Genomic DNA, 21,796 nt, shown 5'->3' on the forward strand with positions numbered 1-21,796 from the left:
ATTTTTACCAAAAAATAAACTCCACGCATTGAAAGATACAGCAAAACATCAAGGACTTCGCAATCAATTAGTAAGCACTTTGCAGCAAAAAGGAATTACTGATTTAAAAGTACTTGATGCGATAAAAAAAATCCCAAGACACCTTTTTTTGAATTCCAGTTTTGAAGATTATGCCTATCAGGATAAAGCATTCCCTATTGGTGCCGGACAAACCATTTCACAACCTTATACGGTAGCATTTCAATCGCAGTTACTGGAAATAAAAAAAGACCATAAAATATTAGAAATAGGTACCGGTTCCGGCTACCAGACCGCTGTTTTGTGCATGATGGGTGCTAAAGTGTACAGTATAGAAAGACAAAATGAATTGTTTAAACAAACATCGGCTTTATTACCTAAATTAGGAATCAGGCCTAAACATCTCACCTTTGGTGACGGATATAAAGGATTGCCTACTTATGGTCCTTTTGATGGTATTATTGTGACTGCCGGAGCACCGATTATACCTAAACCCTTAATGGCTCAGCTAAAAATAGGAGGCAGGTTAGTAATTCCGCTGGGAGAAGATGTTCAGGTAATGACGCTGCTTATCAGAAAAAACGAAACACAGTTTGAAAAACACGAATTGGGCGAATTTAGATTCGTACCTTTATTAGAAGATAAAAATTAAAATTAAAAACCATTCGGATTTGACACCGAATGGTTTTTTTATGGAGCAATAATAGTAATATAACGTTCTAGACTCTCTTTTTCTATCTGAGCAATAAACAGTAAAAAATCTTCCTTGTTACTGTGAACTTGTGCTGTTTCAAGGGATTGATAATACTGCATTCTATTTTCATAATCTCCTTTTATATTTGCAATGACATAACCGTGTTGCAATAAAATTAAATTCATAATTAAGCGTGAAGTTCTTCCGTTTCCATCAATAAATGGATGAATTGTAACTAAACGCTCATGCATTTCAGCGGCAAGAACTACAGGATGAAGGCTGTTTTTATGAGTTTCATACCATATAAAAAAGTCTTCCATATCTTTAGCAACCATATAGGGTTGCGGAGGCATGTAAGTACTTCCTTTAATCATCACCTGAACTTTTCGATATCTTCCGGCATCTTCGGGATGGATTCCTCTCAAAATTAAATTATGAATAGATAAAACTTCCCGCTCGTTAATAACGGTTTTTTTCTCCATCAAATGTTTAATGTAAGCAATTGCTTCCTGATGATTTATCGCTTCCAGATGTTCTCTCATGCTTTTACCGGAAATAGTTAATCCTTCATTGATTACTAAATCAGTTTCGCGAAGTGTAAGTGTATTTCCTTCTATTCTATTGCTTTCAAAGGTATACTCTAATTCTAACGCCTGAGATATTCTATAGCTGTCATATTGACGATATTGATCTAATTTTGATTTTAAAATATTAATTTCATCTAAAACGCTCTGCAATGTTTTTGAAGTTAATTTTCCCGAAGATTTTTTGTTTAATTTTATTTCATCTTCTGCGACTTTTAAAGCTTTCAAAGCCAGATTATCATCACCTATTTCGTAAAGAATTTTCTCTTTGAGCCAGGCTACCATTAAGGTTTCATAATCTATTTCCAGCAGGTTTGCCAGTTTTAGAATTTGTTCTTTAGTAGGTTTGCGTGTGCCACTTTCAAATTTACTTACCAGTGCCTGATCAATCTCAAGTAAATGAGCCAGTTCTCTTGTTTTGAGTCCTTTTTTTTCACGGGCATTTTTAAGTAATGTTTTCATTTTTAATTGAATTTAAATGTCATGACAAATTTAGTCATTTAAATTCGATTATTCAAACTTACTCTAAAAAAAAATAACTATTAATTAAAAGCTTTTTTGATACGGTCTAAGTCACGTTTGGTGTCCTGATCTTTTAAAGATTCCCGTTTGTCGTAGTTTTTCTTTCCTTTGCAAAGTCCAATTTCCAGTTTTGCAATGCCTTTTTCATTTGTAAACAAGCGCAAGGGGATAATCGTAAGACCTTTGGCCTGTACACTTCGGGCAAGACTTTTTAATTCTCGCTTGTTTAAAAGCAATTTTCTTTCGCTTCTGGATTTATGGTTAAATTGGTTACCAAAAGAATATTCTTCTATGTAAGTGTTGATAGCAAAGAGTTCAGTACCGCTAAATTCACAAAAACTTTCGGTAATATTTGCTTTTCCCAAACGGATAGATTTGATTTCTGTTCCTGCAAGAACAATTCCGGCAGTGAATTTTTCGATTATTTCATAATCAAATCGAGCTCTTTTGTTAAGTATGTTGACAGTTTTTAGCATAGGATTGCAAATGTAGAACAATTACTAAAATTCCACAATTTTTTAATGAAATTGGTATAAATTTGCTTTATGGAAAAACAAACATCAAATGACCCGCTTCACGGAGTAACATTAAAAGTAATATTAGAAAAATTAGTAGATTTTTATGGTTTTGACACTTTAGGCGAATTAATAAAAATTAAATGTTTCACTGAAAATCCAAGCATAAAATCAAGTTTGACTTTTTTAAGAAAAACAGATTGGGCCAGAAAAAAAGTGGAGCAGCTGTATGTGAACTCTTTATCTAAATTTGATTCTTTATAACTTATAAGAAATCATAATACCACCTCTATAAGGAAGCCATTCCCCGCTTTTATTATACTTTGTAGCTGATTCATATCTTCCGGGCGTTCCATCAGTATAATATCCTTTGTAAAATCCCTGATGCCATCCACCTCCTAAGAAAGCATCTAATGTTAATTTATCGCTTAATTTTTTTTGATAACCAATGGTGGCACCTATCCGGTAACCCAAACCTTTTTCATATTTATTAGTTCCCCAGTAATTCCATTTCTGTAATTTATAAGCATCAGGTCCGGTATGAGCACCTACATACAAACCATTGTATTTTTCTTTAAAATGGTAGCGGTATTCCGGTGTTAACATGACTGCCTGCATGGGTTTTCCATCAAAAGATTTCCAGAATGACGCAAAAACATCAATACTCAGGGTAGATTTGGCTCCAATGCTTGTTTCTATTCCTACTTGTGGTACTCCCACTAAAGCGGATAATCCGTTAATTTTAATATAAGTCTGACTTTGTAGTGTTATCGAAAATAATAAAATAATGACAGAGAGAGTGAGTTTTTTCATAGTCGTTCATAGCCTGGCATTTTTGATGTAAAATGCCAGTTAGCTACGCAAATATATGTTTTTTAGCTGTAAAGTATTTACTATAATTATATTAATTAGGATACGGGTATTAAATAGTAATTTTACAATTATTAATTTTAAAAAATCGCAATACTGAATTTTGAATCAAAAACTTCATTAGCTTCTATTATTTGAATGCCTTCTTTTTCAAAAATATTCCCTGTAGCATCATTTGTATCTGAGTAACCATACCAAGGTTCGATACAAATAAACGGAGCGTCTTGCTTAGTCCAGATTCCTAAATGCGGAAATCCATTATAAGCAACTTCAAGTAACGTCGTTTTGTTTTTTACTATAGTTAAGCTTTTTGATTTCAGATTTTTAAATATAAGTGCATCATTTTCGAATAAAGCATAATTTATTGCTACTAAATCATCCTGTTTTTCGATTGTTTCCGTTTTGTCTGAAATTAAATCATTCTCTAAAAGATTATAAACCAAAGGTTCGTCTTTTTCGAAAGCAATTGCATAGTTTTCGAAATTTCCTTCTAATGCAAAAGCAGGGTGTGCCCCGATGGAGAAAGGCATTTTAGATTTACTTCGGTTAATTACTTTGTATTCAATGTTCAGACTTGGACCTTCAAGAGTGTAAATAATTTGTAATTCAAATTCAAAAGGATAAACTTTTAAGGTTTCAGTTGTTGATTGAATCGAAAAAACAGCCTTGTCTTCTTTTTTATCTGTTAATTCGAATACTAAATCTCTTGCAAAGCCATGTCTGGATAAATTATATTGAGAATTTCCAATTTTAAAAGAATTGTTTTTAAGTGTTCCCACAATAGGAAATAATACAGGTGAATGTTTTCCCCAGTATTCAGGATTCCCTTCCCAGATGTATTCTTTACTGGTTGAATTAGATTTTAAAGAGCATAATTCTGCTCCTTTATGATTTATTTTTGCTGTAAGTTCGGAATTAGAAATTGTTGTAATCAAAGCGTATTTTTTTAAATAAGTTAAGTCCGCATAAATATATTTCATAAATTTTAATTAAACCTTAAATTATATTAAAGTAATGTGTAATTTTTTTTATTAATTTGTTTCAAATTGAAAATATATGAAAAACATTCGATTGGGAGTTATCTTTCAAATAGCTCTTTTTTTAGGGGCAAGCGCTCTAACAGCTCAGGAAACTACCATTTTAAAGCAAAAATCTAACTATGATTACCACGATGCTTTTGCTCCGTTTTTTTATACTAAAAATGGAACAAGTACACGTTCAGCAAGTGGAAAACCAGGAGTTGCATACTGGCAAAATCGTGCCGATTACATACTGACAGCCAGTTTAAATGAAAAAACAAATGAAATCACAGGTACTGATATTATTACTTATACCAATAATAGTACGGATGAAATGTCGTTTTTATGGCTAAATTTAGATCAAAACTTATTTAAAGAAGATTCCCGTGGTGAAGCAATTGTACCTGTAACCGGAAGTAGAAACGGAAAACAAGGACAAATTTTTGATGGAGGTCATAAAATTAAATCGGTTAAAATAATTAAAATCGATAATAAGAAAGTTAAAGATTTAGAGGCTAAATATCTGATTAGCGATACCCGTATGCAGATTTTTTTACCTGAAACCTTAAAATCTAAAGGAGGAAAAGTAGAATTCAAAATAGAGTTTTCCTATATTTCTCCTAATGAAGGCTCGGATAGAACAGGAGTGCTGGAAACTAAAAACGGAAAAATATTTACTATAGCGCAATGGTATCCGCGTATGTGTGTGTATGATGACATTAGAGGCTGGAATACAAATCCTTATCTGGGTGCTTCAGAGTTTTATTTAGAATATGGTGATTTTGATATTTCTCTTACCGTTCCGTCCAATCATATTGTAGTTTGTTCCGGAGAATTATTAAATCCAAAAGAAGTGTATTCATCAGAAGGATTCAAACGATTCAATCAGGCTAAAGAAAGTGACCAGACAGTGATGATTCATTCTGTTGAAGATGTAGTAGCGGCTAAAGCTCCGGCTTCAACTACTAAAACCTGGCATTATAAGTTGAATAGCGCTCGTGATGTTTCATGGGCATCTTCGGCAGCTTTTATTTTAGATGGAGCCAAAATTAATTTACCAAGCGGAAAAAAAGCATTAGCCTTATCTGCTTATCCGGAAGAAAGTGCAGGAAACGAAGCCTGGGGACGTTCTACAGAATATGTAAAACATTCGATAGAGAATTATTCTAAAAGATGGCTGGAATATACTTATCCTGTAGCGACAAATGTAGCAGGGAATGAAGGAGGAATGGAATATCCGGGAATTGTTTTTTGTGGATGGAAAGCTAAAGGGAAAAGCCTGTGGGGAGTTACTGATCATGAATTTGGACATAACTGGTTTCCGATGGTTGTAGGTTCTAATGAACGTTTATTTGCCTGGATGGATGAGGGATTTAACTCTTTTATTAATACATTGAGTGATGTTGATTTTAATAATGGCGAGTATAAAGGTGAAAAAGAAGACATGCATGAGAGTGCGTCTACTTATACAAGAGCCGATTTAGAAACCATGATGAGTTCACCGGATAATATGAAAGAAGCAAACATTGGTACTTTATGTTATTCCAAGCCCAGTGCGGGATTAGTTATACTAAGAGAACAAATTTTAGGTGAAGATCGCTTTGACAGAGCTTTTAGAACATATGTAGAACGATGGGCTTTTAAGCATCCTACACCGGATGATTTTTTCAGAACAATGGAAAATGTAGGCGGTGAAGATTTAAGTTGGTTCTGGAGAGGATGGTTTCAATACAACTGGCAATTTGATCAGGGCGTTAATGCGATAAAATACATTAAAAATGATCCTAAAAACGGTGTTTTAATTACCATTGAGAATTTTGAAAAAATGCCAATGCCGGTGATTATGGACATCAAAACAAAAAGCGGAAAAACAGAGCGCGTTAAACTGCCTGTAGAGGTTTGGCAAAAAAATGTGCAGTGGACTTTTAAACACCATTCGACAGAAGAAATAGAAAGTATAACGTTGGATCCGAATCATGTTTTTCCTGATATTAATGGGGCCAATAACAGCTGGACTTCTGACAAGGGAATAATTGAGAAAGATATTATTTTAGATCCTTATTTAGGAAGTTATTCTAATTCCAGAATGCCTATTAAAATTGTAATTACAGAGAAAAATACTCTTTTAAATGTTGAAATTACTGATTATCCGGAATTTTCATTAAGTCCTATAGGTAAAGATTTTTTTGAATCTAAACGTGCCGGTTTGAAATTTCAGTTCAACGAAGACAAAACGGGATTTGATATGATTGTAAGTGAAACCAGAAAAATTCCTTTTACAAAAGATAAATAATTGTAATCAAATTGTTAACCTAAGCGGCTATTGAAAACATTCAGTAGCCGTTTTTGTTTTTTCTAAATTATATCCCCGGAATCTTTGCTTGCTAAGGCTAAAAAAATGTACTTTTATTGCTTTTTATTTACTTAATAATTTCAATAACTTCATTTTGGATAAAAAAATTATAATTGCAATTGACGGATTTTCTTCTACCGGCAAAAGTACTTTGGCAAAACAACTGGCAAAACATTTAGGGTATGTATTTATAGATACGGGAGCAATGTACCGTGCAATTGCTTTCTTTTCGATGCAAAAAGGATATATTAATAATGATTTTTTTGATAAAGAATCTTTAATAAAAAGTTTGCCAACAATTCGTTTGCAATTTAAGTTTAATGCCGAATTGGGTTTTGCCGAAATGTATCTGAATGGTGAAAACGTAGAAAAACAAATCCGAAGTTTTGAAGTTTCCGGTTTTGTGAGTAAAGTAGCTGAGATTACAGAAGTTCGCACTAAATTAGTCGAGCAACAGCAGGAAATGGGGAAGGACAAAGGTATTGTGATGGATGGAAGGGATATAGGAACGGTTGTTTTTCCGGAAGCTGAACTTAAAATATTCATGACAGCCAGTGCTCAAACCCGTGCTCAGAGACGCTATGACGAATTGCTTCAAAAAGGGGATACCGTTACTTTTGAAGAAGTTTTTAATAATGTAGTAGAGCGCGATTATATTGATACTCATAGGAGTAATTCGCCCTTAGCAAAAGCTGATGATGCGGTAGAAATAGACAATTCTAATCTGACACGTGCAGAGCAGTTTGATTTGGTTTTAGAGGTAGTAAATGAAATTCTTAGGAGTTGATTGTTGTAAAAACCAGTATTTGATTTTCGGAATTTTATAAATATCAAAATTCTTTCAAATGAGTATTAAATTTAGGCTAGCGTTAATGAGTTTTCTCCAGTTCTTTGTTTGGGGAGCCTGGTTAATTACAATTGCAAATTACTGGTTTGGAACAAAAAACTGGGATGGTACTCAATTTGGTTTAGTTTTTAGTACCATGGGAATCGCTTCGTTATTCATGCCTACACTAACAGGAATAATCGCTGACAGATGGGTAAATGCCGAAAAATTATACGGAATACTTCATTTACTGTATGCAGCAGTGTTGTTTTGTTTGCCCATAGTAACTAACTCCACCACTTTTATATATGTTATTTTACTGGCAATGTGTTTTTATATGCCCACTATTTCATTGTGTAATTCTGTTTCTTATAATGGACTACTCCTTAATAAAAGCGACATTGTAAAAGATTTTCCGCCCATCAGGGTTTATGGAACTATTGGTTTTATTGCCGCGATGTGGATAACTAATCTAACCGGTAATAAAGCAACTGCTTATCAGTTTTACATAGCCGGAATTGTAGCGGTAATATTAGGTATTTATGCTTTTACTTTACCGGAAAGCAAACCGCAAAGACTGATAAAAGAAAATGCTTCTACAGTGGATATACTGGGTTTAGGTGCTTTTAAGTTATTTGCCGATTATAAAATGGCTTTGTTTTTTATCTTCTCGATGTTTCTGGGCAGTACATTACAGCTTACGAATGCCTACGGAGATATTTTCTTAGATGAATTTAAATATTTTCCTAGATATGCAAATTCATTTGTTGTGAAATATTCCACCATCATTATGTCTGTTTCTCAGGTATCCGAAACTTTATTTATACTGGCAATTCCTTTTTTCCTGAAACGTTTTGGGATAAAAACAGTAATGTTAATCAGTATGATGGCCTGGGTATTGCGTTTTGCTTTTTTTGCATTTGGAAATCCGCTGGATGGCTTGTGGCTTATTATTATGTCTTGTATTGTTTACGGAATGGCATTTGATTTTTTTAATGTTTCAGGTTCTTTATTTGTAGAAACCAATACCGATTCTAAAAACCGGGCTTCTGCTCAGGGAATGTTTATGATGATGACGAATGGTTTTGGTGCTGTGATAGGGAGTTTTACTTCAGGATGGGCAATAGATCGTTTTTTTACCAAATCATTTACGAATACTACAGAATTAGCCGGTTTCTTAAAAACGGAACCGTCAAATGTGTTGATGATTGATTTTCTTAAAAATCAGAATATAAAAATTGATACAGACGGAGTTTTAAGTCAGGCTGTTTTTATGAAAGACTGGCAAACCATTTGGTTGACATTTGCTTTGTATGCTTTGATAATTGCCGTGGCTTTTGGCATTTTGTTTAAGCACAAACACGATCCGAAGGTGATTGAAAATTACAAGCATTAAAGATACTTTTAAACGTAATCCTATAAAAAATGAGTTAGGTAATTCCTAACTCATTTTTTGTTTTTAGCTAACAGTTTGGTTTATTTGATACTGATAAGTTTTGGAGGCTTTGGTTTCGCTTCTTCTTTTTTAGGAATATCGATAAATAAAATTCCGTTTTCATATTTAGCCGAAATTTTTTCTTCATCCACATGTTCAGGAAGCGTAAAGGAGCGACTGAAAGACTGGTAGCTAAATTCCTGTTTGGTAATTCTTTCTCCGTCTTTGAGTTCATTGTTTACTTTTTTTTCTGAAGAGATTGTTAATAAATCATTATTCAGTTCAATTTTGAAATCTGATTTTTCAAAACCGGGAGCAGCTACTTCTACTAAAAAAGAATCTTTCGTTTCTTTAATATTTAAATTAGGTAGAGTAGTGTTGGTCATTGAAAAATTATTTCTATTCCAACCTTCGAAATCATTATTAAAAAATCTGTCAAATAAACCAGGCCATTGATTTTGATATCTAACAAGTGTCATAATAATAATAAAATTTTAAGTTAAACAATATTTTTATAGTGTAACAGCAAAGAAAATACCATTTGCAAAATACTGACAATACGTTAGTTGTTGGCTTTTTTTATGTCTTTTTGATTCTGAAAATTTTATTAATTTTTAAGAATGAAATGTCAATTTTTCAGTTTTTAAATGGTTTAAAAGTCAGTGTTTTAAATTACTTCTATAAAATTTGCTTCATGAGGACACTTAGCAGATTCTAAATTTAGGAATATCGATATCTTGTTTTTTTCACTTGTCTAGTTACTGCTTTAATTGTTTTCAAATTGTTAAAAGAAGTGGTTGTTCCCTTTATAATTTGTAGCTTGCTGTTTCAATTGAAAAGACTATGGATTTCTCATTTTTTTATTCAATCATTACCGTTGCAATAGGGCAGTTATTTATATTGTTCTATTTGCATGACGACTCATTCTTAAAATGTTCTAAAGAGTTTATAAAGTAAGCCCTGTCCGCCCAAGGCAGGGAATTTTTCCTATTTCTTTATAAATTAATAATTCATCAATCATTACTAAGCTGATTTATTGTTGTTCTTTTCCAATTCGAAAGTATAGGGGAGGAATAATTTTGGGTACTATTCAATGAAGCTTTAAGTATTGATATAAAAAGAACAAAAAATGATTCAAGCTGCAGAACAAGAAATTGTATTAACAACAGGTATTTATGATTTGATTAAAGATCATGTTAGAAGAAAAAAAGTAACTGTTGAAGAAGAAGAAGTTTTAAAAAATCAATTAAAAAAAGCAAAACAGGTTACACGAAAAAATTTGCCTTTAGACGTGGTAACAATTGATACAAAAGTTACAGTTAAAAATAAAACTACAAATCAGGAGGAAATATATACTCTTGTAGCACCTGATCGTGCAAAAAGACGCAATAATACCGAATCTATTTTAAGTACCATTGGTTTGGCTCTAGTTGGATGTAAAATAGGCGATGTAATTCACTGGAATTTTAATACTGAACAAAAGGAATTAGAAATTGTAAATGTTGAGCGATTAGTATAATTCAAATTACATATTAAATTAAAAAAAGCCGCCTGTTTCTATATTGAAACAGGCGGCTTTTGTATTGTAAATATACTTTAAAAAAAAATTAATTATAAATGCGGGCACGAAAAGAACTTTCTCGCTCTTGTGTTAAAGTATTCTTAGCCGCAAACTTGTCTTTCCGAAGAATGAGGGAACTCCGTAAGTGGCTCGACAAAGTATTTCTATTTGCTCATTTTTACCGGCACGGATTGCAAATCCGCGCTATCGGGTAGTTTTTTATTCAGCAATATCTTCAAATGTTAGTGTATTCTCATTTTTGTCAACTTCTATTTTTCTCCAAGTTGGTGCATTTCCTTTTCCTTGCGGTTCAAAAAGTTCTCTTACGAATTGCTTTTCAGTTTCATAATTTTTAATTCTTTTAGGGCCATTGTAATAATCCTCTCGATTGTCAAAATAATTCTCAATTTTAGAATCTAGATTGAAATTTTTAGAGCTCTTAATTTCGTTAATTATCTTTATTTTATCTTCCGCAGTAATTTTTAAAGTAAATGTATGGTAGTAATCGCCGATTGCTGACATTGATTTATTTTCGAGAAGTTCAAAATCATTATTTAAAGTAATATTTTGTTCAGCTAATAAATTTTCGGCTTCATTTTTTGAAAATAATTCATCTTCAAATATCATACTTACAGCTATATAAATAAAAAATAATCCAACTATTGAAGAAAGAAATATTCCAAGTTTCTTTTGTCCGCTTTTGGCTGGGATTGAATATAAAATATACACTAACCAAATACAAAAAGCAGTAGGAATCAGAACTACTAAAATTAAAATTATTGTCAGAAATATTTCGTCCATTTATTGTTCTTGTTTAAACTGCTTATCTTGTAAAATTATCACTAACTTGTAGATAGGCCTGATTTTATCATACCTATCGGCCCAAAATTGGCTAGCTTTGTCTGATAAACGTCAGTATTTGTTTTCAAATATATCAAAATATCTTTACAAAATGTATTTTGAAAATAAAACGAACTAAATAGCCCTGATGGCAGCGGCATCCTCTTGTCTCGTCTTTTGGGACGAGACAAGAGATAGAGCGGACAGCAGGAGGGAAGTGCTTTGAAAACCAACTCATTGTGCTGTTGAAAAAGAAAAAAAGTGTATAAATGGCGTAGAGTTTGGGTTTAGTGGTGATTATCAGCGGGATTTGTTTTGTAGTTTCGTAAAAAAGAATTAATTTTGCACACCTTTTGGTGAATAAGAGTTTCCTTTAGGTATCAACTAATTATACAAACAACTTCTGTTGTTTTCTATCACATTAAGAAACTCGAGAGAATGCAGAATACAAATATTTTATCAGCATGTCTGAACAAATTAAATCACAAGAAGAGTTTTTAGCAAATTTTAACTGGCACAACTTTGAAGAAGGTATTGATGCAGTAGATGAAAAAAACTTATTAGAGTTTGAAGAACTAGTATCTAAAACTTTCATCTCTACTGACCAGGAAGAAGTAGTTGAAGGAGTTGTAGTTAGAATTACTGATAGAGACGTTATCGTTGATATCAATGCTAAGTCTGAAGGTGTTATTTCTTTAAATGAATTCCGTTACAATCCAAACTTAAAAGTAGGTGACAAAGTTGAGGTATTAATTGACATCCGTGAGGACAAAACAGGTCAGTTAGTATTATCTCACCGTAAAGCACGTACTATTAAATCTTGGGATAGAGTTATTGCAGCTAATGAAACAGGAGAAATCGTTAATGGTTTCGTTAAATGCAGAACTAAAGGTGGTATGATCGTTGACGTTTTTGGAATTGAAGCGTTCTTACCAGGATCTCAAATTGATGTTAAGCCAATTAGAGACTACGATGTTTATGTAAATAAAACTATGGAATTCAAAGTGGTAAAAATTAACCACGAATTCAAAAATGTTGTTGTATCTCACAAAGCGCTTATCGAGGCTGATATTGAAGTACAGAAAAAAGAAATCATCGGTCAATTACAAAAAGGACAAGTATTAGAAGGTGTTGTTAAAAACATTACTTCTTATGGTGTATTTATTGACTTAGGTGGTGTTGACGGATTAATCCACATTACTGACCTTTCTTGGTCAAGAATCAACCACCCATCTGAAGTTCTTGAATTAGATCAAAAACTGAACGTTGTAATCCTTGATTTTGATGATGAGAAAACAAGAATTCAATTAGGATTGAAACAATTAAACGCTCACCCATGGGATGCATTAGATGCTAACTTAACTATTGGTGATAAAGTTTCCGGTAAAGTAGTTGTTATTGCTGATTACGGAGCTTTCATCGAAGTTGCTGAAGGTGTTGAAGGTTTAATCCACGTTTCTGAAATGTCATGGTCTACTCATTTACGTTCTGCTCAGGATTTCGTAAAAGTAGGTGATGTTGTTGAAGCTCAAATCTTAACTTTAGACAGAGACGATCGTAAGATGTCATTAGGTATCAAACAATTATCTCAGGATCCTTGGACTGATATTACTTCTAAATACCCGGTAGGTTCTAAACATACAGGTATCGTTAGAAACTTTACAAACTTTGGTATTTTCGTAGAATTAGAAGAAGGAATTGATGGATTAATCTACATCTCTGACTTGTCTTGGACTAAGAAAATCAAACACCCATCTGAATTTGTAAATGTTGGTGAAAAATTAGACGTAGTTGTATTAGAATTAGATGTTGACGGACGTAAATTATCTTTAGGTCACAAACAAACTACTGCTAATCCTTGGGATCAATACGAAGATTCTTTCGCAGTGGGAACTATCCACAACGGAGAAATCTCTGAAATTGTTGACAAAGGAGCTACTGTAGAATTTGGAGATGATATCGTTGCTTTCATTCCTACTCGTCACCTTGAAAAAGAAGACGGAAAGAAATTGAAAAAAGGTGAATCTGCTGATTTCAAAGTAATTGAATTCAACAAAGAATTCAAAAGAGTAGTTGCTTCTCACACAGCTATCTTCCGTGAAGAAGAAGAGAAAAATGTGAAAGCTGCAACTGAAAATACTTCATCTGCTTCTACTACTAATGCACCAGCTGCAACTTTAGGAGATAACAATGATGTATTAGCTGCATTGAAAGCTAAAATGGAAAAATCAGAGAAAAAATAATTCTCAAACTTTTTTATAATTGAAAGGTCCCGCAATTTGCGGGACCTTTTTTTTTGAACTAATTTTCGGGTAATTTCAAAACTGAAAGAATTTATATCTTATTTTAGAAATAGTTTTCTCAAAATAAGATGTAGAACGTTTTTGATGTATTTTGTCGATTTTTTTTGATATTCTTACTACTTTATTTCTTACATTAGCTTTACTTTACCCCAAATCTAACCCTAAAAAGTACTGTATGATAGTAAAATTACTTTCTTTTATAAAAGCCAATTTTATAAAATGTTCTTTTCTTTTTTTGTTTTTTTTATCCACAAATAGTTATTCGCAATGTGCTGGAGAAGACAATAGCGTAACTATTTGTAATATTCAGGATCCTGCTAATAGCAGTATTAATCTTTTTAGTCTTTTAGGAGGAAGTCCTGCAACAGGCGGAACTTGGATTGATAACTCCAAGCCATTAGAAGAAAGTACTTTTAATGGATTTGTAAATGTTCAAACTTTACGTAATAGCGGTATTTATACCTATACTTATGTTCAGGATCCTTCAAGTTGTACAATTAATACGGCTACAGTTACTCTCAAAATTGGACCATATGCAGGTATTCCCAGTCCTAATGTTACTGCCTGTGATGATGATGAATTGTTTAATTTGTTTCAGGCATTTGACGGAACTCAACTGGGACCACAGCAAAATGGTGTATGGACAGCTATTAGCAATCCAGCTTCTTTAGTGGGAAACACAATTAAACCAAATGTTTTAGGTATAGGAACTTATCTGTACACATATACAATTGCTGCTGTAGATACCTGTCCGGAGCAATCAGCTACAGTTTCAGTATCTATTTTTGAAAAACCTGATTCCGGAGCACCATCTAATTTATTGCTTTGTAGTACCGATGATCTAAGTGTGCATAGCAACCTCAATTTGAATGACAGACTCGCAGGAGAAGATACTGGCGGAAGATGGACTGACTTGTCCGGTACAAATGAGTTAACATCTACTGCTGATAACAGAATTAATGTAGAAAACATCTACAATAACTTTGGAGCCGGAGTTTATAGTTTTGTATATAAGGTTTTATCGTCTAATCCTATTTGTACTTTTTCAGAAACCAGAGTTCAAATTATTATCGAAGATCCATTGGATTTTAGAGGAAGCACCTTAGTTGTTAATTCGGATATTTGTGAAGACAAAATAGCTACAGCTACTTATACAGCCACGTTGACTAAAGGACCTCAAAATATTCCTCCGGGGAATTATATTGTTACCTACAGTCTTTTTGATGGTACAACTACAAGATCTTTTTCAGTAAATGATGAATTTGTGAATGGCGATTTTGTTTTTGATATTGATAAAGTAAATCTTCCGGCTATAGGTAGTTATACTTTTACTATTACAAACATTGTCCGAACAGAAAGTCGTAGAATTTGTACGAATCTTTTAGGAATCATTTCTGATGTGTTGACTATTTCTCCTTTGCCTAAAATTAATACTGCTACTGTTACAATTGAACCAATTTGTAGTGGTTATGATGCCGCAGTTGTAATCTCGGGAGATACTAATTTAGCAAATGGAGGTTATAGAATTACGTACAGTCTTTCGGGTGATAATACAGCTGCAAATCAACAAATAGATTTTACGGCTGTAAATGGCGTTGCAAATTTTGCCATACCGGCTAATTTAATTCCTAATACAGGAACCAATACGGTTTTTACTATCACTAATATTGTAAACAGGACTACAGGCTGTACTAGTGCTGTAAGTTTATCAAAAATATTTACAATTAATGCCACACCGGATGTTTCAGAAATTTCTTTGAGCATTGAGAATGAATGTTTAGAAGGAGATACAGTCGTTCAGTTGTCAGGGTTGGGTGATATAACTAATGTTACTTTTAATTATTCATTGACTGGAGCAAATATGGCTTCAAATCAAACAATTAGCGCCGAAGTTAGCTCAGGAGAAGCCAGCTTTATAATTCCTATGGAACTTTTAGCAAATTCAGGAACTACAAATTTTACACTCCATTCTTTAGTCAATGATTCGAATGCTTGTATTGCAGTTGTTTTAGATAATAACACGACTTCTTTCGCACTTGAGAACTGTACTGTTTTTATTCCGGATGGGTTTTCACCAAATGGAGATAGCAGAAATGATACTTTCAGAATTCCGCAAATTGAATTCCTTTATCCTGATTTTGCATTAGAAATCTATAACCGCTACGGAAATTTACTTTTTAAAGGGAATAAAGATAAACCGGCATGGGACGGTAAAAATTCGGATTATAAAGTGGGAATTGACGGAGTAGCTCCTAACGGAGTTTACTTTTATATTCTGCATCCTAATAAAGGAAATAGAAAACCACTTCAGGGAAGACTATACTTAAACCGATAGTTGATTTTTGTTACACTAAAAATTAAATTTCTAATGAAAAGAAAAATACTTATCATAAGCTTTTTATTATTTATAATAAAAGCATCAGCACAACAAGATCCTGAATACACTCATTATATGTATAATATGAATATTGTCAATCCGGCTTATGCAACCGGTACACAGGCAATGTTAGATTTTGGAGTTTTATATCGTTCGCAATGGGCAGGAATGGAAGGAGCTCCTAAAACCTTCAATTTTTTTGGACATACTTCGTTAACTAAAAAAGTAGAAATGGGGTTTTCATTAATCTCTGACGACATTGGCGACGGAGCAAAAAAAGAAGATAATTTCTATGCTGATTTTGCCTATGTTTTAGATTTGAATACTACAGCCAAATTATCATTTGGATTAAAAGCGGGTTTTACTTCGTTTAAAACTAATTTTAACGGTTTTCAATTTGAAACTGGTGACTCATCAACAGATCCTGCTTTTGAAGAAAATATTAATACTATTTTCCCAAATATAGGGGTAGGAGCTTATTATTTTACAGATCATTACTATCTGGGTTTATCAACACCTAATTTACTTTCATCAAAACATATTGAAGAGCGCTCCGGGATCAATGCTTTTGGTTCTGAAAAAATCCACATGTTTTTCACCGGAGGTTATGTTTTTAATTTATCAGATACTTTTAAATTAAAGCCTGCTTTTATGTCTAAAATTGTTGCCGGTTCAGCGGTTTCCTTAGATGTTTCGGCTAATGTATTATTTAATGAAAAGTTTGAATTAGGCGCGGCCTATCGATTTGATGATGCTGTAAGCGCTTTGATGAGCATTAAAGTTTCACCAGGGATTAATGTAGGTTATGCTTATGACTATACCACTTCTAATTTAGGGCAGTTCAATTCCGGTACCCATGAAGTTTTTGTTTTGTTTAATATCGATCTTTTAGGCAAAGGATATGATAAATCACCTAGATTCTTTTAATATGACAGCAATGAAAAGAATATACCTTATTTTAATTGTATTCACACTACAATTTGCTCAGGCACAAACACAGGATTTACAAAGAGCCAAACGCTTATTCGAAAGAACATATTATAGCGAAGCCATTCCGGTGTATGAAAGGATTATAGATCAAAATCGCTCCTTTGAAGTAGTAAAAAACTTAGCAGACAGCTATTATTATACCAATGATTATGCGAATGCTCAGCGACAATATCGTTTTTTGATTTCGATGTTTCCCGAAGCAGCTGATGCTGAATATTATTTTAAATATTCACAAACGCTGAAAGCTTCCGGAAATTATGACGAAGCCAATAAGGTAATGCGGGATTATTATTTAAGTACCAATAACCAAAAAACGATTGAGAATCTTGAAAAAGACAATCTGATTCTGGAAAACATCTCGGCTTTAGGCAATCGATTTGATATTAAAAATTTGAATATCAACACGCATAATTCAGAATTTGGAGCTGTTCTCTTAGGAAACAAACTAGTCTTTGCAGCTGTAAAAAGAAAACCGTTTACATTCGAAAAAGTATATAAATGGAATAATGAGAGTTATTTAGATTTAATGTCGGTTTCGCTTAAGAATATGAATGTTGATTCCATTAAAAAGTTTGCTGTCGAATTAGATTCTCCTTTGCATGAATCGAATGCTGTTTTTACAAAAAACGGAAAAACAATGTATTTTACACGCAATAATTCTAAAGATGGGGTAAGAGTTAAAAACGAAAATAAAGTTTCGGTACTTCAAATTTTTAAAGCCGAATTAGTTGATGGAAAATGGCGAAATATAACCGCTTTACCGTTTAACAGTGATAATTACTCTGTAGAACATCCAGCATTGAGTACGGATGAAAAAACATTGTATTTTGCTTCAGATATGCCGGGTTCAATAGGTTCTTTTGATATTTACAGTGTACCCATTTTAGGTTCCGATTATGGTACGCCAAAAAATCTTGGATCCACAATTAATACGGATAAAAAAGAACAGTTTCCGTTTATTTCGAAAGATAACAAATTGTATTTTTCTTCGAATGGTCATGCAGGTTATGGCTTTATGGATGTTTTTGTTTCTGAAATAAAAAATAACGAGTTTGTTAAGCCAGTAAACGTTGGTTTACCAGTAAATTCAGGATATGATGATTTTTCATTTGTAATAGATTCAGATATACAACACGGTTATTTTGCTTCGAATAGAAAAGGCGGAAAAGGCGGAGATGATATTTACGAAATAAGCGAAATCCAGCCACTGGTAGTTGAAAATTGCATGCAATATATTTCAGGAATTATTACTGATGTTACTACTAAACTTCCGTTAGAAAAAGCAAAAGTAAGTTTGCAGGATGCTAATAAAAAAGAAATAGAATCCGCTTTTACCACTGCTGATGGACGTTTTTCTTTTTCAGTAGCTTGTGAAAAAAGTTATACCGTATATGCGTCTAAAGAAGAATATACTAATGATTCAAAGTTTCTGAAATTGTATAAAGATAGAAAGAAAGTAAATGATGCTTCGATGGCTTTAAAATCAATAAAAGTTGTTAAGGAAGAGGAACTTGCGATTGAGCAACAAAAGAAAAAGCAACAGCTGGCAGATGCCGAAACCAAGAAAAAAGAGAAGATCGCTGCTATCGTTGCTGCCGAAAAAGATATTGTTAAGGATAAAGAGCGATTACTGATTAAAACTGATCCTATTTACTTTGATTATGATTTATGGTATATTCGAAAAGAGTCTAAACCTATTTTGAACCGAGTAATCGAATTAATGAAAAAATACCCGGAAATGGTCGTAGAAATAGGCTCACACACTGATAATCGCGGAAATGATAAATATAATTTAGATTTATCAACTCAGAGAGCTAATTCAACCCGAGAGTATTTCCTGAGTCAGGGTATTGATAAGAAAAGAATTTTTGCCCGAGGTTATGGAGAAACGGTTCAGATTGTAAAATGCCAGCCAAGTGAATCCTGTACCGAAGAACAGCATGAATTAAACAGAAGAAGTGAATTTGTGATTAAAAATTTATAATAGAATCATTTTATAGGTAGTAAAAAAGGTTTTCGAAATACTATTTTTCGAAAACCTTTTTTTATAAAAAAATAGAAATATTTAGTTTACAAAAAGACTTTCTTGCCATTTTGCACCGCTAATATCCAGTAATTCCAGCGTATATTTTCCTTTTAAATATTTAAATTCATTTTGTTGAAAACTCAATATTGCTTTTGCTCCTAAGGGAAGGATTAAGCTGTGTTTTCCAGGTTTTACTTTTGCTACATAAGCATTTTTAATTTGTGCTAAACTCAGTTTTGAAAGTTGGTTTTGTGTTTGCTCAAAAACGGTATTTCCTTTTTCATCTATCAGTTTTATGCCAATTAGAAAAGAACCATACACATCTGCTCCCTCATCTCTAAATACAGTAAATAATAAAGTTTGATCTTGAAGTTGAAGATTGCTGATACTCACATGGGGACGAACAGAAAGATTGTGTAATTTGCCATATACGCCACCATGAAAATATTGGTTAGTGAATAGGGTTAGTGTTAAAATAAAAAGGGAGCCAACCAGAACAATTCGGTTCATTACTTTTTCTTCTAAAGGCAATGTTCCTGATGCTGCGAAGTGAAACCATTTTTTTAAAGTATAACTTTTATTTTTCCTTATAAAATAGTTGTCAAGGGAATATTTTCCTCCACCAGAAAGAAAAATAGTAAATCCTGCGGCTACTCCTAAAACACCTATTTGCCATTCATCTAAACACGTTGTTCCTAGCCATCCTGAACCTAATAAAATTCCCAAGGCCAAGCTAAATACACCAATACTCATCAATCGGGTAAATAGTCCAAGCATAAAAAATAACCCAACAATACCCTCAATGATAGTAAAGGAAATCATTGCCCACCAAAGAAGGTCAGGATTTGAAACAAGATGTTCAATAATAGGTTTAATACCAAGTGCATTGGGTAAGAAATGATTGAATTTTTCGCCAATATATCCTGCTTCTTCAGGATTGAGTTTGTTTTCTAATAATAGTCTTCTCCAGAAAGCAGAAAAGTAAGTCCAGCCAGCTACCCAGCGTAATGCTGTGGTAAACATTCCGGTATATGATTGATTATTCATAGTTATTTGAATTGAAATTTAATTAAATGAAATACAGAAAACTCCAATAAAAGTCTTATTGAAGCATTGAAAATTTATATTAAAAATCAAATCAGGTATTGTTCATGCAATATGTAAATAGGTACTGATGAAGCAATTTGAAAGTTTAAAAAAGGATTGAAATGAAGAGATAAAGTCTTGTGAAGAATTACAGTTAAATCACAATTGTAATTCCATTTTTGTAAACTTTTTTTATGATTAGAAGTAGAAAGTTTTGTCTTTTCTGATTTTGTAAAGGTTTGGCAAATCGAATTTTTATTTGGTTTTTCCGAAGCCTCTAAATCAGAAAATGGAATTTCTAATATTTGTTTGAATTCTTTTTTTGCAGAACACGGCAGACAAACAAAAAAAGTCATCAAAATGATGATTGCTTTTTTAAAAATATATCTGACCATTCTTTTCATTTTGTTAATTCTTTGCCTTTGGTTGTTCTAATAATTTTTGTTAATCTACAAATATAGTTAAACATTGAGACAGAAACAGTAAATTTTCTGAGACGAAATTCAGTTTGTTTATTTGCAGGAAATTTATTTTTATTGTTTTGCTTTTTTCCAAGTGTATTATTTGTTTTAATTTTCATAAAAAGAGAAGGTTGCATTTGCTATTGAAAACAATGAAAACTAATTAAATCTTTACACTAGCTAAAATCACATTAAAAATTAAGGTTACCCTATCTCATAAAGCCCAGTTTCTTGTTTTTAGAACTGTTTTTTTTATTTTAAGAAAAAAATAAACAGATGTAAATGATTGATATATAGTGTTTAATTGAAAAAGTGATTTATTTTTTATTTGTTTTAAAACCATATCGAAGACATTGTCGTAAATGACTTTATATAACTTTAAAATATACATTATGAAAACCAGAAAATTTTTATCAGTAGCATTTTTTGCATTAGTATTTGGAGTCACTTCTTTCGCTCAAAAAGCAGTAACGGTTGGCGGAGCACCAATGTATCCAACTAAAAATATTATTGAAAATGCTGTTAACTCTAAAGATCATACTACTCTGGTTGCTGCAGTAAAAGCAGCCGATTTAGTAGAAACTTTACAAGGAAAAGGACCGTTCACCGTTTTTGCCCCAACAAATGCCGCTTTTGATAAATTACCAAAAGGAACTGTAGAAACTTTATTAAAACCGGAAAACAAAAAAATGCTGCAAACTATTTTGACTTATCATGTAGTCTCTGGAAAAATGAATGCATCTGATATTGCAAAAGCAATTAAAGCCGGAAATGGAAAAGCGACTCTAAAAACAGTGAGTGGCGGAACTTTGACAGCCTGGATGAAAGGAAAAAAATTATATGTTACAGATGAAAAAGGAGGAATGTCTCAGGTTACAATTGCTGATGTAAATCAATCTAATGGTGTAATTCATGTTGTAAATGCTGTTTTGTTACCAAAATCATAGTTGTTTGTTAATAGATTAATTGTTAAAAAGAAAAACCCATCTTCGTTCTAAAAAACGAGATGGGTTTTTTGATATTAAAGAATATTTGGATTACAAATCCGTAATAATAAATTCACTTCTACGATTCATTTGGTGTTCTTCTTCGGTACATTTTACGTTGTCCGTACATTTGTTTACCAGCTGGCTTTCCCCATATCCTTTACCTGTTAATCGATTTGCATTAATGCCGTTTTGAACTAACCAGCTAATAGTTGATTTAGCTCTTCTGTCAGATAAAGCTTCGTTGTATTTAAAGGAAGCACGGCTATCAGTATGCGAGCGAATATCAAGTTTCATATTAGGATATTGATTCAAAACATCTAATATTTT

At 32.6% G+C, this 21,796-nt stretch carries 20 protein-coding genes; 11 read left to right on the forward strand and 9 right to left on the reverse strand.

Translation table 11 applies throughout. The features are described from left to right. The first annotated feature begins 28 nt into the window (after positions 1-28). Entirely contained in the window at positions 29-670 is a 642-nt protein-coding gene (locus BUB89_RS13025; protein WP_073245758.1) for a protein-L-isoaspartate(D-aspartate) O-methyltransferase, read from the forward strand. A gap of 38 nt (positions 671-708) precedes the next feature. Here BUB89_RS13025 and BUB89_RS13030 read toward each other — a convergent pair whose 3' ends face one another. Both BUB89_RS13030 and smpB read right to left on the reverse strand, forming a co-directional pair. Then, a complete protein-coding gene (locus BUB89_RS13030) occupies positions 709-1,758 on the reverse strand; it encodes a Fic family protein (protein ID WP_073245760.1) in 1,050 nt (349 codons plus the stop codon). 80 nt (positions 1,759-1,838) lie between these two features. Further along, positions 1,839-2,294, reverse strand: coding sequence for an SsrA-binding protein SmpB (gene smpB / locus BUB89_RS13035; RefSeq protein WP_073245762.1), 456 nt, complete (start codon positions 2,292-2,294; stop codon positions 1,839-1,841). A 69-nt stretch (positions 2,295-2,363) separates the two neighbouring features. Between smpB and BUB89_RS13040 the strand changes: the two genes are divergently transcribed. Beyond that, positions 2,364-2,597 (forward strand): VF530 family protein, encoded by a 234-nt coding sequence (locus BUB89_RS13040; RefSeq protein WP_073245764.1) that lies wholly within the window; start codon positions 2,364-2,366, stop codon positions 2,595-2,597. On the opposite strand, the gene BUB89_RS13045 is transcribed toward BUB89_RS13040, so the two are convergent. Both BUB89_RS13045 and BUB89_RS13050 read right to left on the reverse strand, forming a co-directional pair. After that, complete coding sequence (locus BUB89_RS13045) at positions 2,592-3,146, reverse strand: DUF3575 domain-containing protein (RefSeq protein ID WP_073245766.1); 555 nt, start codon at positions 3,144-3,146, stop codon at positions 2,592-2,594. The genes BUB89_RS13040 and BUB89_RS13045 overlap by 6 nt on opposite strands. 137 nt (positions 3,147-3,283) lie before the next feature. Next, positions 3,284-4,183 carry an aldose 1-epimerase family protein gene (locus BUB89_RS13050; protein ID WP_073245769.1) on the reverse strand — a complete coding sequence of 300 codons (900 nt, stop codon included), beginning with the start codon at positions 4,181-4,183 and terminating at the stop codon, positions 3,284-3,286. 76 nt (positions 4,184-4,259) lie between these two features. On the opposite strand from BUB89_RS13050, the gene BUB89_RS13055 reads away from it, so the two are divergent. From BUB89_RS13055 to BUB89_RS13065, 3 genes are all read left to right on the forward strand, one after another. After that, on the forward strand, positions 4,260-6,515 hold the full coding sequence (locus BUB89_RS13055) for a M1 family metallopeptidase (protein WP_073245771.1): 2,256 nt from the start codon (positions 4,260-4,262) through the stop codon (positions 6,513-6,515). A gap of 154 nt (positions 6,516-6,669) precedes the next feature. Next, the gene (gene cmk, locus BUB89_RS13060; RefSeq protein ID WP_073245773.1) at positions 6,670-7,362 is read left to right on the forward strand and encodes a (d)CMP kinase; all 693 of its coding nucleotides are present in this window, start codon (positions 6,670-6,672) and stop codon (positions 7,360-7,362) included. A 58-nt stretch (positions 7,363-7,420) separates the two neighbouring features. Next, on the forward strand, positions 7,421-8,797 hold the full coding sequence (locus BUB89_RS13065; protein WP_073245775.1) for a nucleoside permease: 1,377 nt from the start codon (positions 7,421-7,423) through the stop codon (positions 8,795-8,797). Positions 8,798-8,877: 80 nt separating this feature from the next. Here BUB89_RS13065 and BUB89_RS13070 read toward each other — a convergent pair whose 3' ends face one another. Continuing rightward, entirely contained in the window at positions 8,878-9,315 is a 438-nt protein-coding gene (locus BUB89_RS13070; protein WP_073245777.1) for an Hsp20/alpha crystallin family protein, read from the reverse strand. A gap of 650 nt (positions 9,316-9,965) precedes the next feature. On the opposite strand from BUB89_RS13070, the gene BUB89_RS13075 reads away from it, so the two are divergent. After that, entirely contained in the window at positions 9,966-10,355 is a 390-nt protein-coding gene (locus BUB89_RS13075; protein ID WP_073245778.1) for a GreA/GreB family elongation factor, read from the forward strand. Positions 10,356-10,616: 261 nt separating this feature from the next. On the opposite strand, the gene BUB89_RS13080 is transcribed toward BUB89_RS13075, so the two are convergent. Then, positions 10,617-11,198 carry a hypothetical protein gene (locus BUB89_RS13080; protein ID WP_073245779.1) on the reverse strand — a complete coding sequence of 194 codons (582 nt, stop codon included), beginning with the start codon at positions 11,196-11,198 and terminating at the stop codon, positions 10,617-10,619. Positions 11,199-11,701: 503 nt separating this feature from the next. On the opposite strand from BUB89_RS13080, the gene rpsA reads away from it, so the two are divergent. From rpsA to BUB89_RS13100, 4 genes are all read left to right on the forward strand, one after another. Then, positions 11,702-13,480 carry a 30S ribosomal protein S1 gene (gene rpsA / locus BUB89_RS13085; RefSeq protein ID WP_073245781.1) on the forward strand — a complete coding sequence of 593 codons (1,779 nt, stop codon included), beginning with the start codon at positions 11,702-11,704 and terminating at the stop codon, positions 13,478-13,480. 235 nt (positions 13,481-13,715) lie between these two features. Beyond that, positions 13,716-15,875 carry a T9SS type B sorting domain-containing protein gene (locus tag BUB89_RS13090; protein WP_073245783.1) on the forward strand — a complete coding sequence of 720 codons (2,160 nt, stop codon included), beginning with the start codon at positions 13,716-13,718 and terminating at the stop codon, positions 15,873-15,875. Positions 15,876-15,908: 33 nt separating this feature from the next. After that, positions 15,909-16,844, forward strand: coding sequence for a PorP/SprF family type IX secretion system membrane protein (locus tag BUB89_RS13095; protein ID WP_073245785.1), 936 nt, complete (start codon positions 15,909-15,911; stop codon positions 16,842-16,844). 10 nt (positions 16,845-16,854) lie between these two features. Further along, complete coding sequence (locus BUB89_RS13100; RefSeq protein ID WP_073245804.1) at positions 16,855-18,891, forward strand: OmpA family protein; 2,037 nt, start codon at positions 16,855-16,857, stop codon at positions 18,889-18,891. An 81-nt stretch (positions 18,892-18,972) separates the two neighbouring features. On the opposite strand, the gene BUB89_RS13105 is transcribed toward BUB89_RS13100, so the two are convergent. Continuing rightward, the gene (locus BUB89_RS13105) at positions 18,973-19,980 is read right to left on the reverse strand and encodes a TQO small subunit DoxD (RefSeq protein WP_073245787.1); all 1,008 of its coding nucleotides are present in this window, start codon (positions 19,978-19,980) and stop codon (positions 18,973-18,975) included. Between the two features lie 86 nt (positions 19,981-20,066). After that, a complete protein-coding gene (locus BUB89_RS13110) occupies positions 20,067-20,414 on the reverse strand; it encodes a hypothetical protein (protein WP_141384448.1) in 348 nt (115 codons plus the stop codon). A gap of 458 nt (positions 20,415-20,872) precedes the next feature. Here BUB89_RS13110 and BUB89_RS13120 point away from each other — a divergent pair, with 458 nt between their 5' ends. Beyond that, positions 20,873-21,427 carry a fasciclin domain-containing protein gene (locus tag BUB89_RS13120; protein ID WP_073245806.1) on the forward strand — a complete coding sequence of 185 codons (555 nt, stop codon included), beginning with the start codon at positions 20,873-20,875 and terminating at the stop codon, positions 21,425-21,427. A 90-nt stretch (positions 21,428-21,517) separates the two neighbouring features. Here BUB89_RS13120 and BUB89_RS13125 read toward each other — a convergent pair. Continuing rightward, positions 21,518-21,796, reverse strand: a 279-nt coding sequence (locus BUB89_RS13125; protein WP_143161163.1) for an OmpA family protein, incomplete at its 5' end; no start/stop codon positions are given.

It is taken from the genome of Flavobacterium flevense (genome assembly GCF_900142775.1).
Classification (GTDB): Bacteria; Bacteroidota; Bacteroidia; order Flavobacteriales; family Flavobacteriaceae; genus Flavobacterium; species Flavobacterium flevense.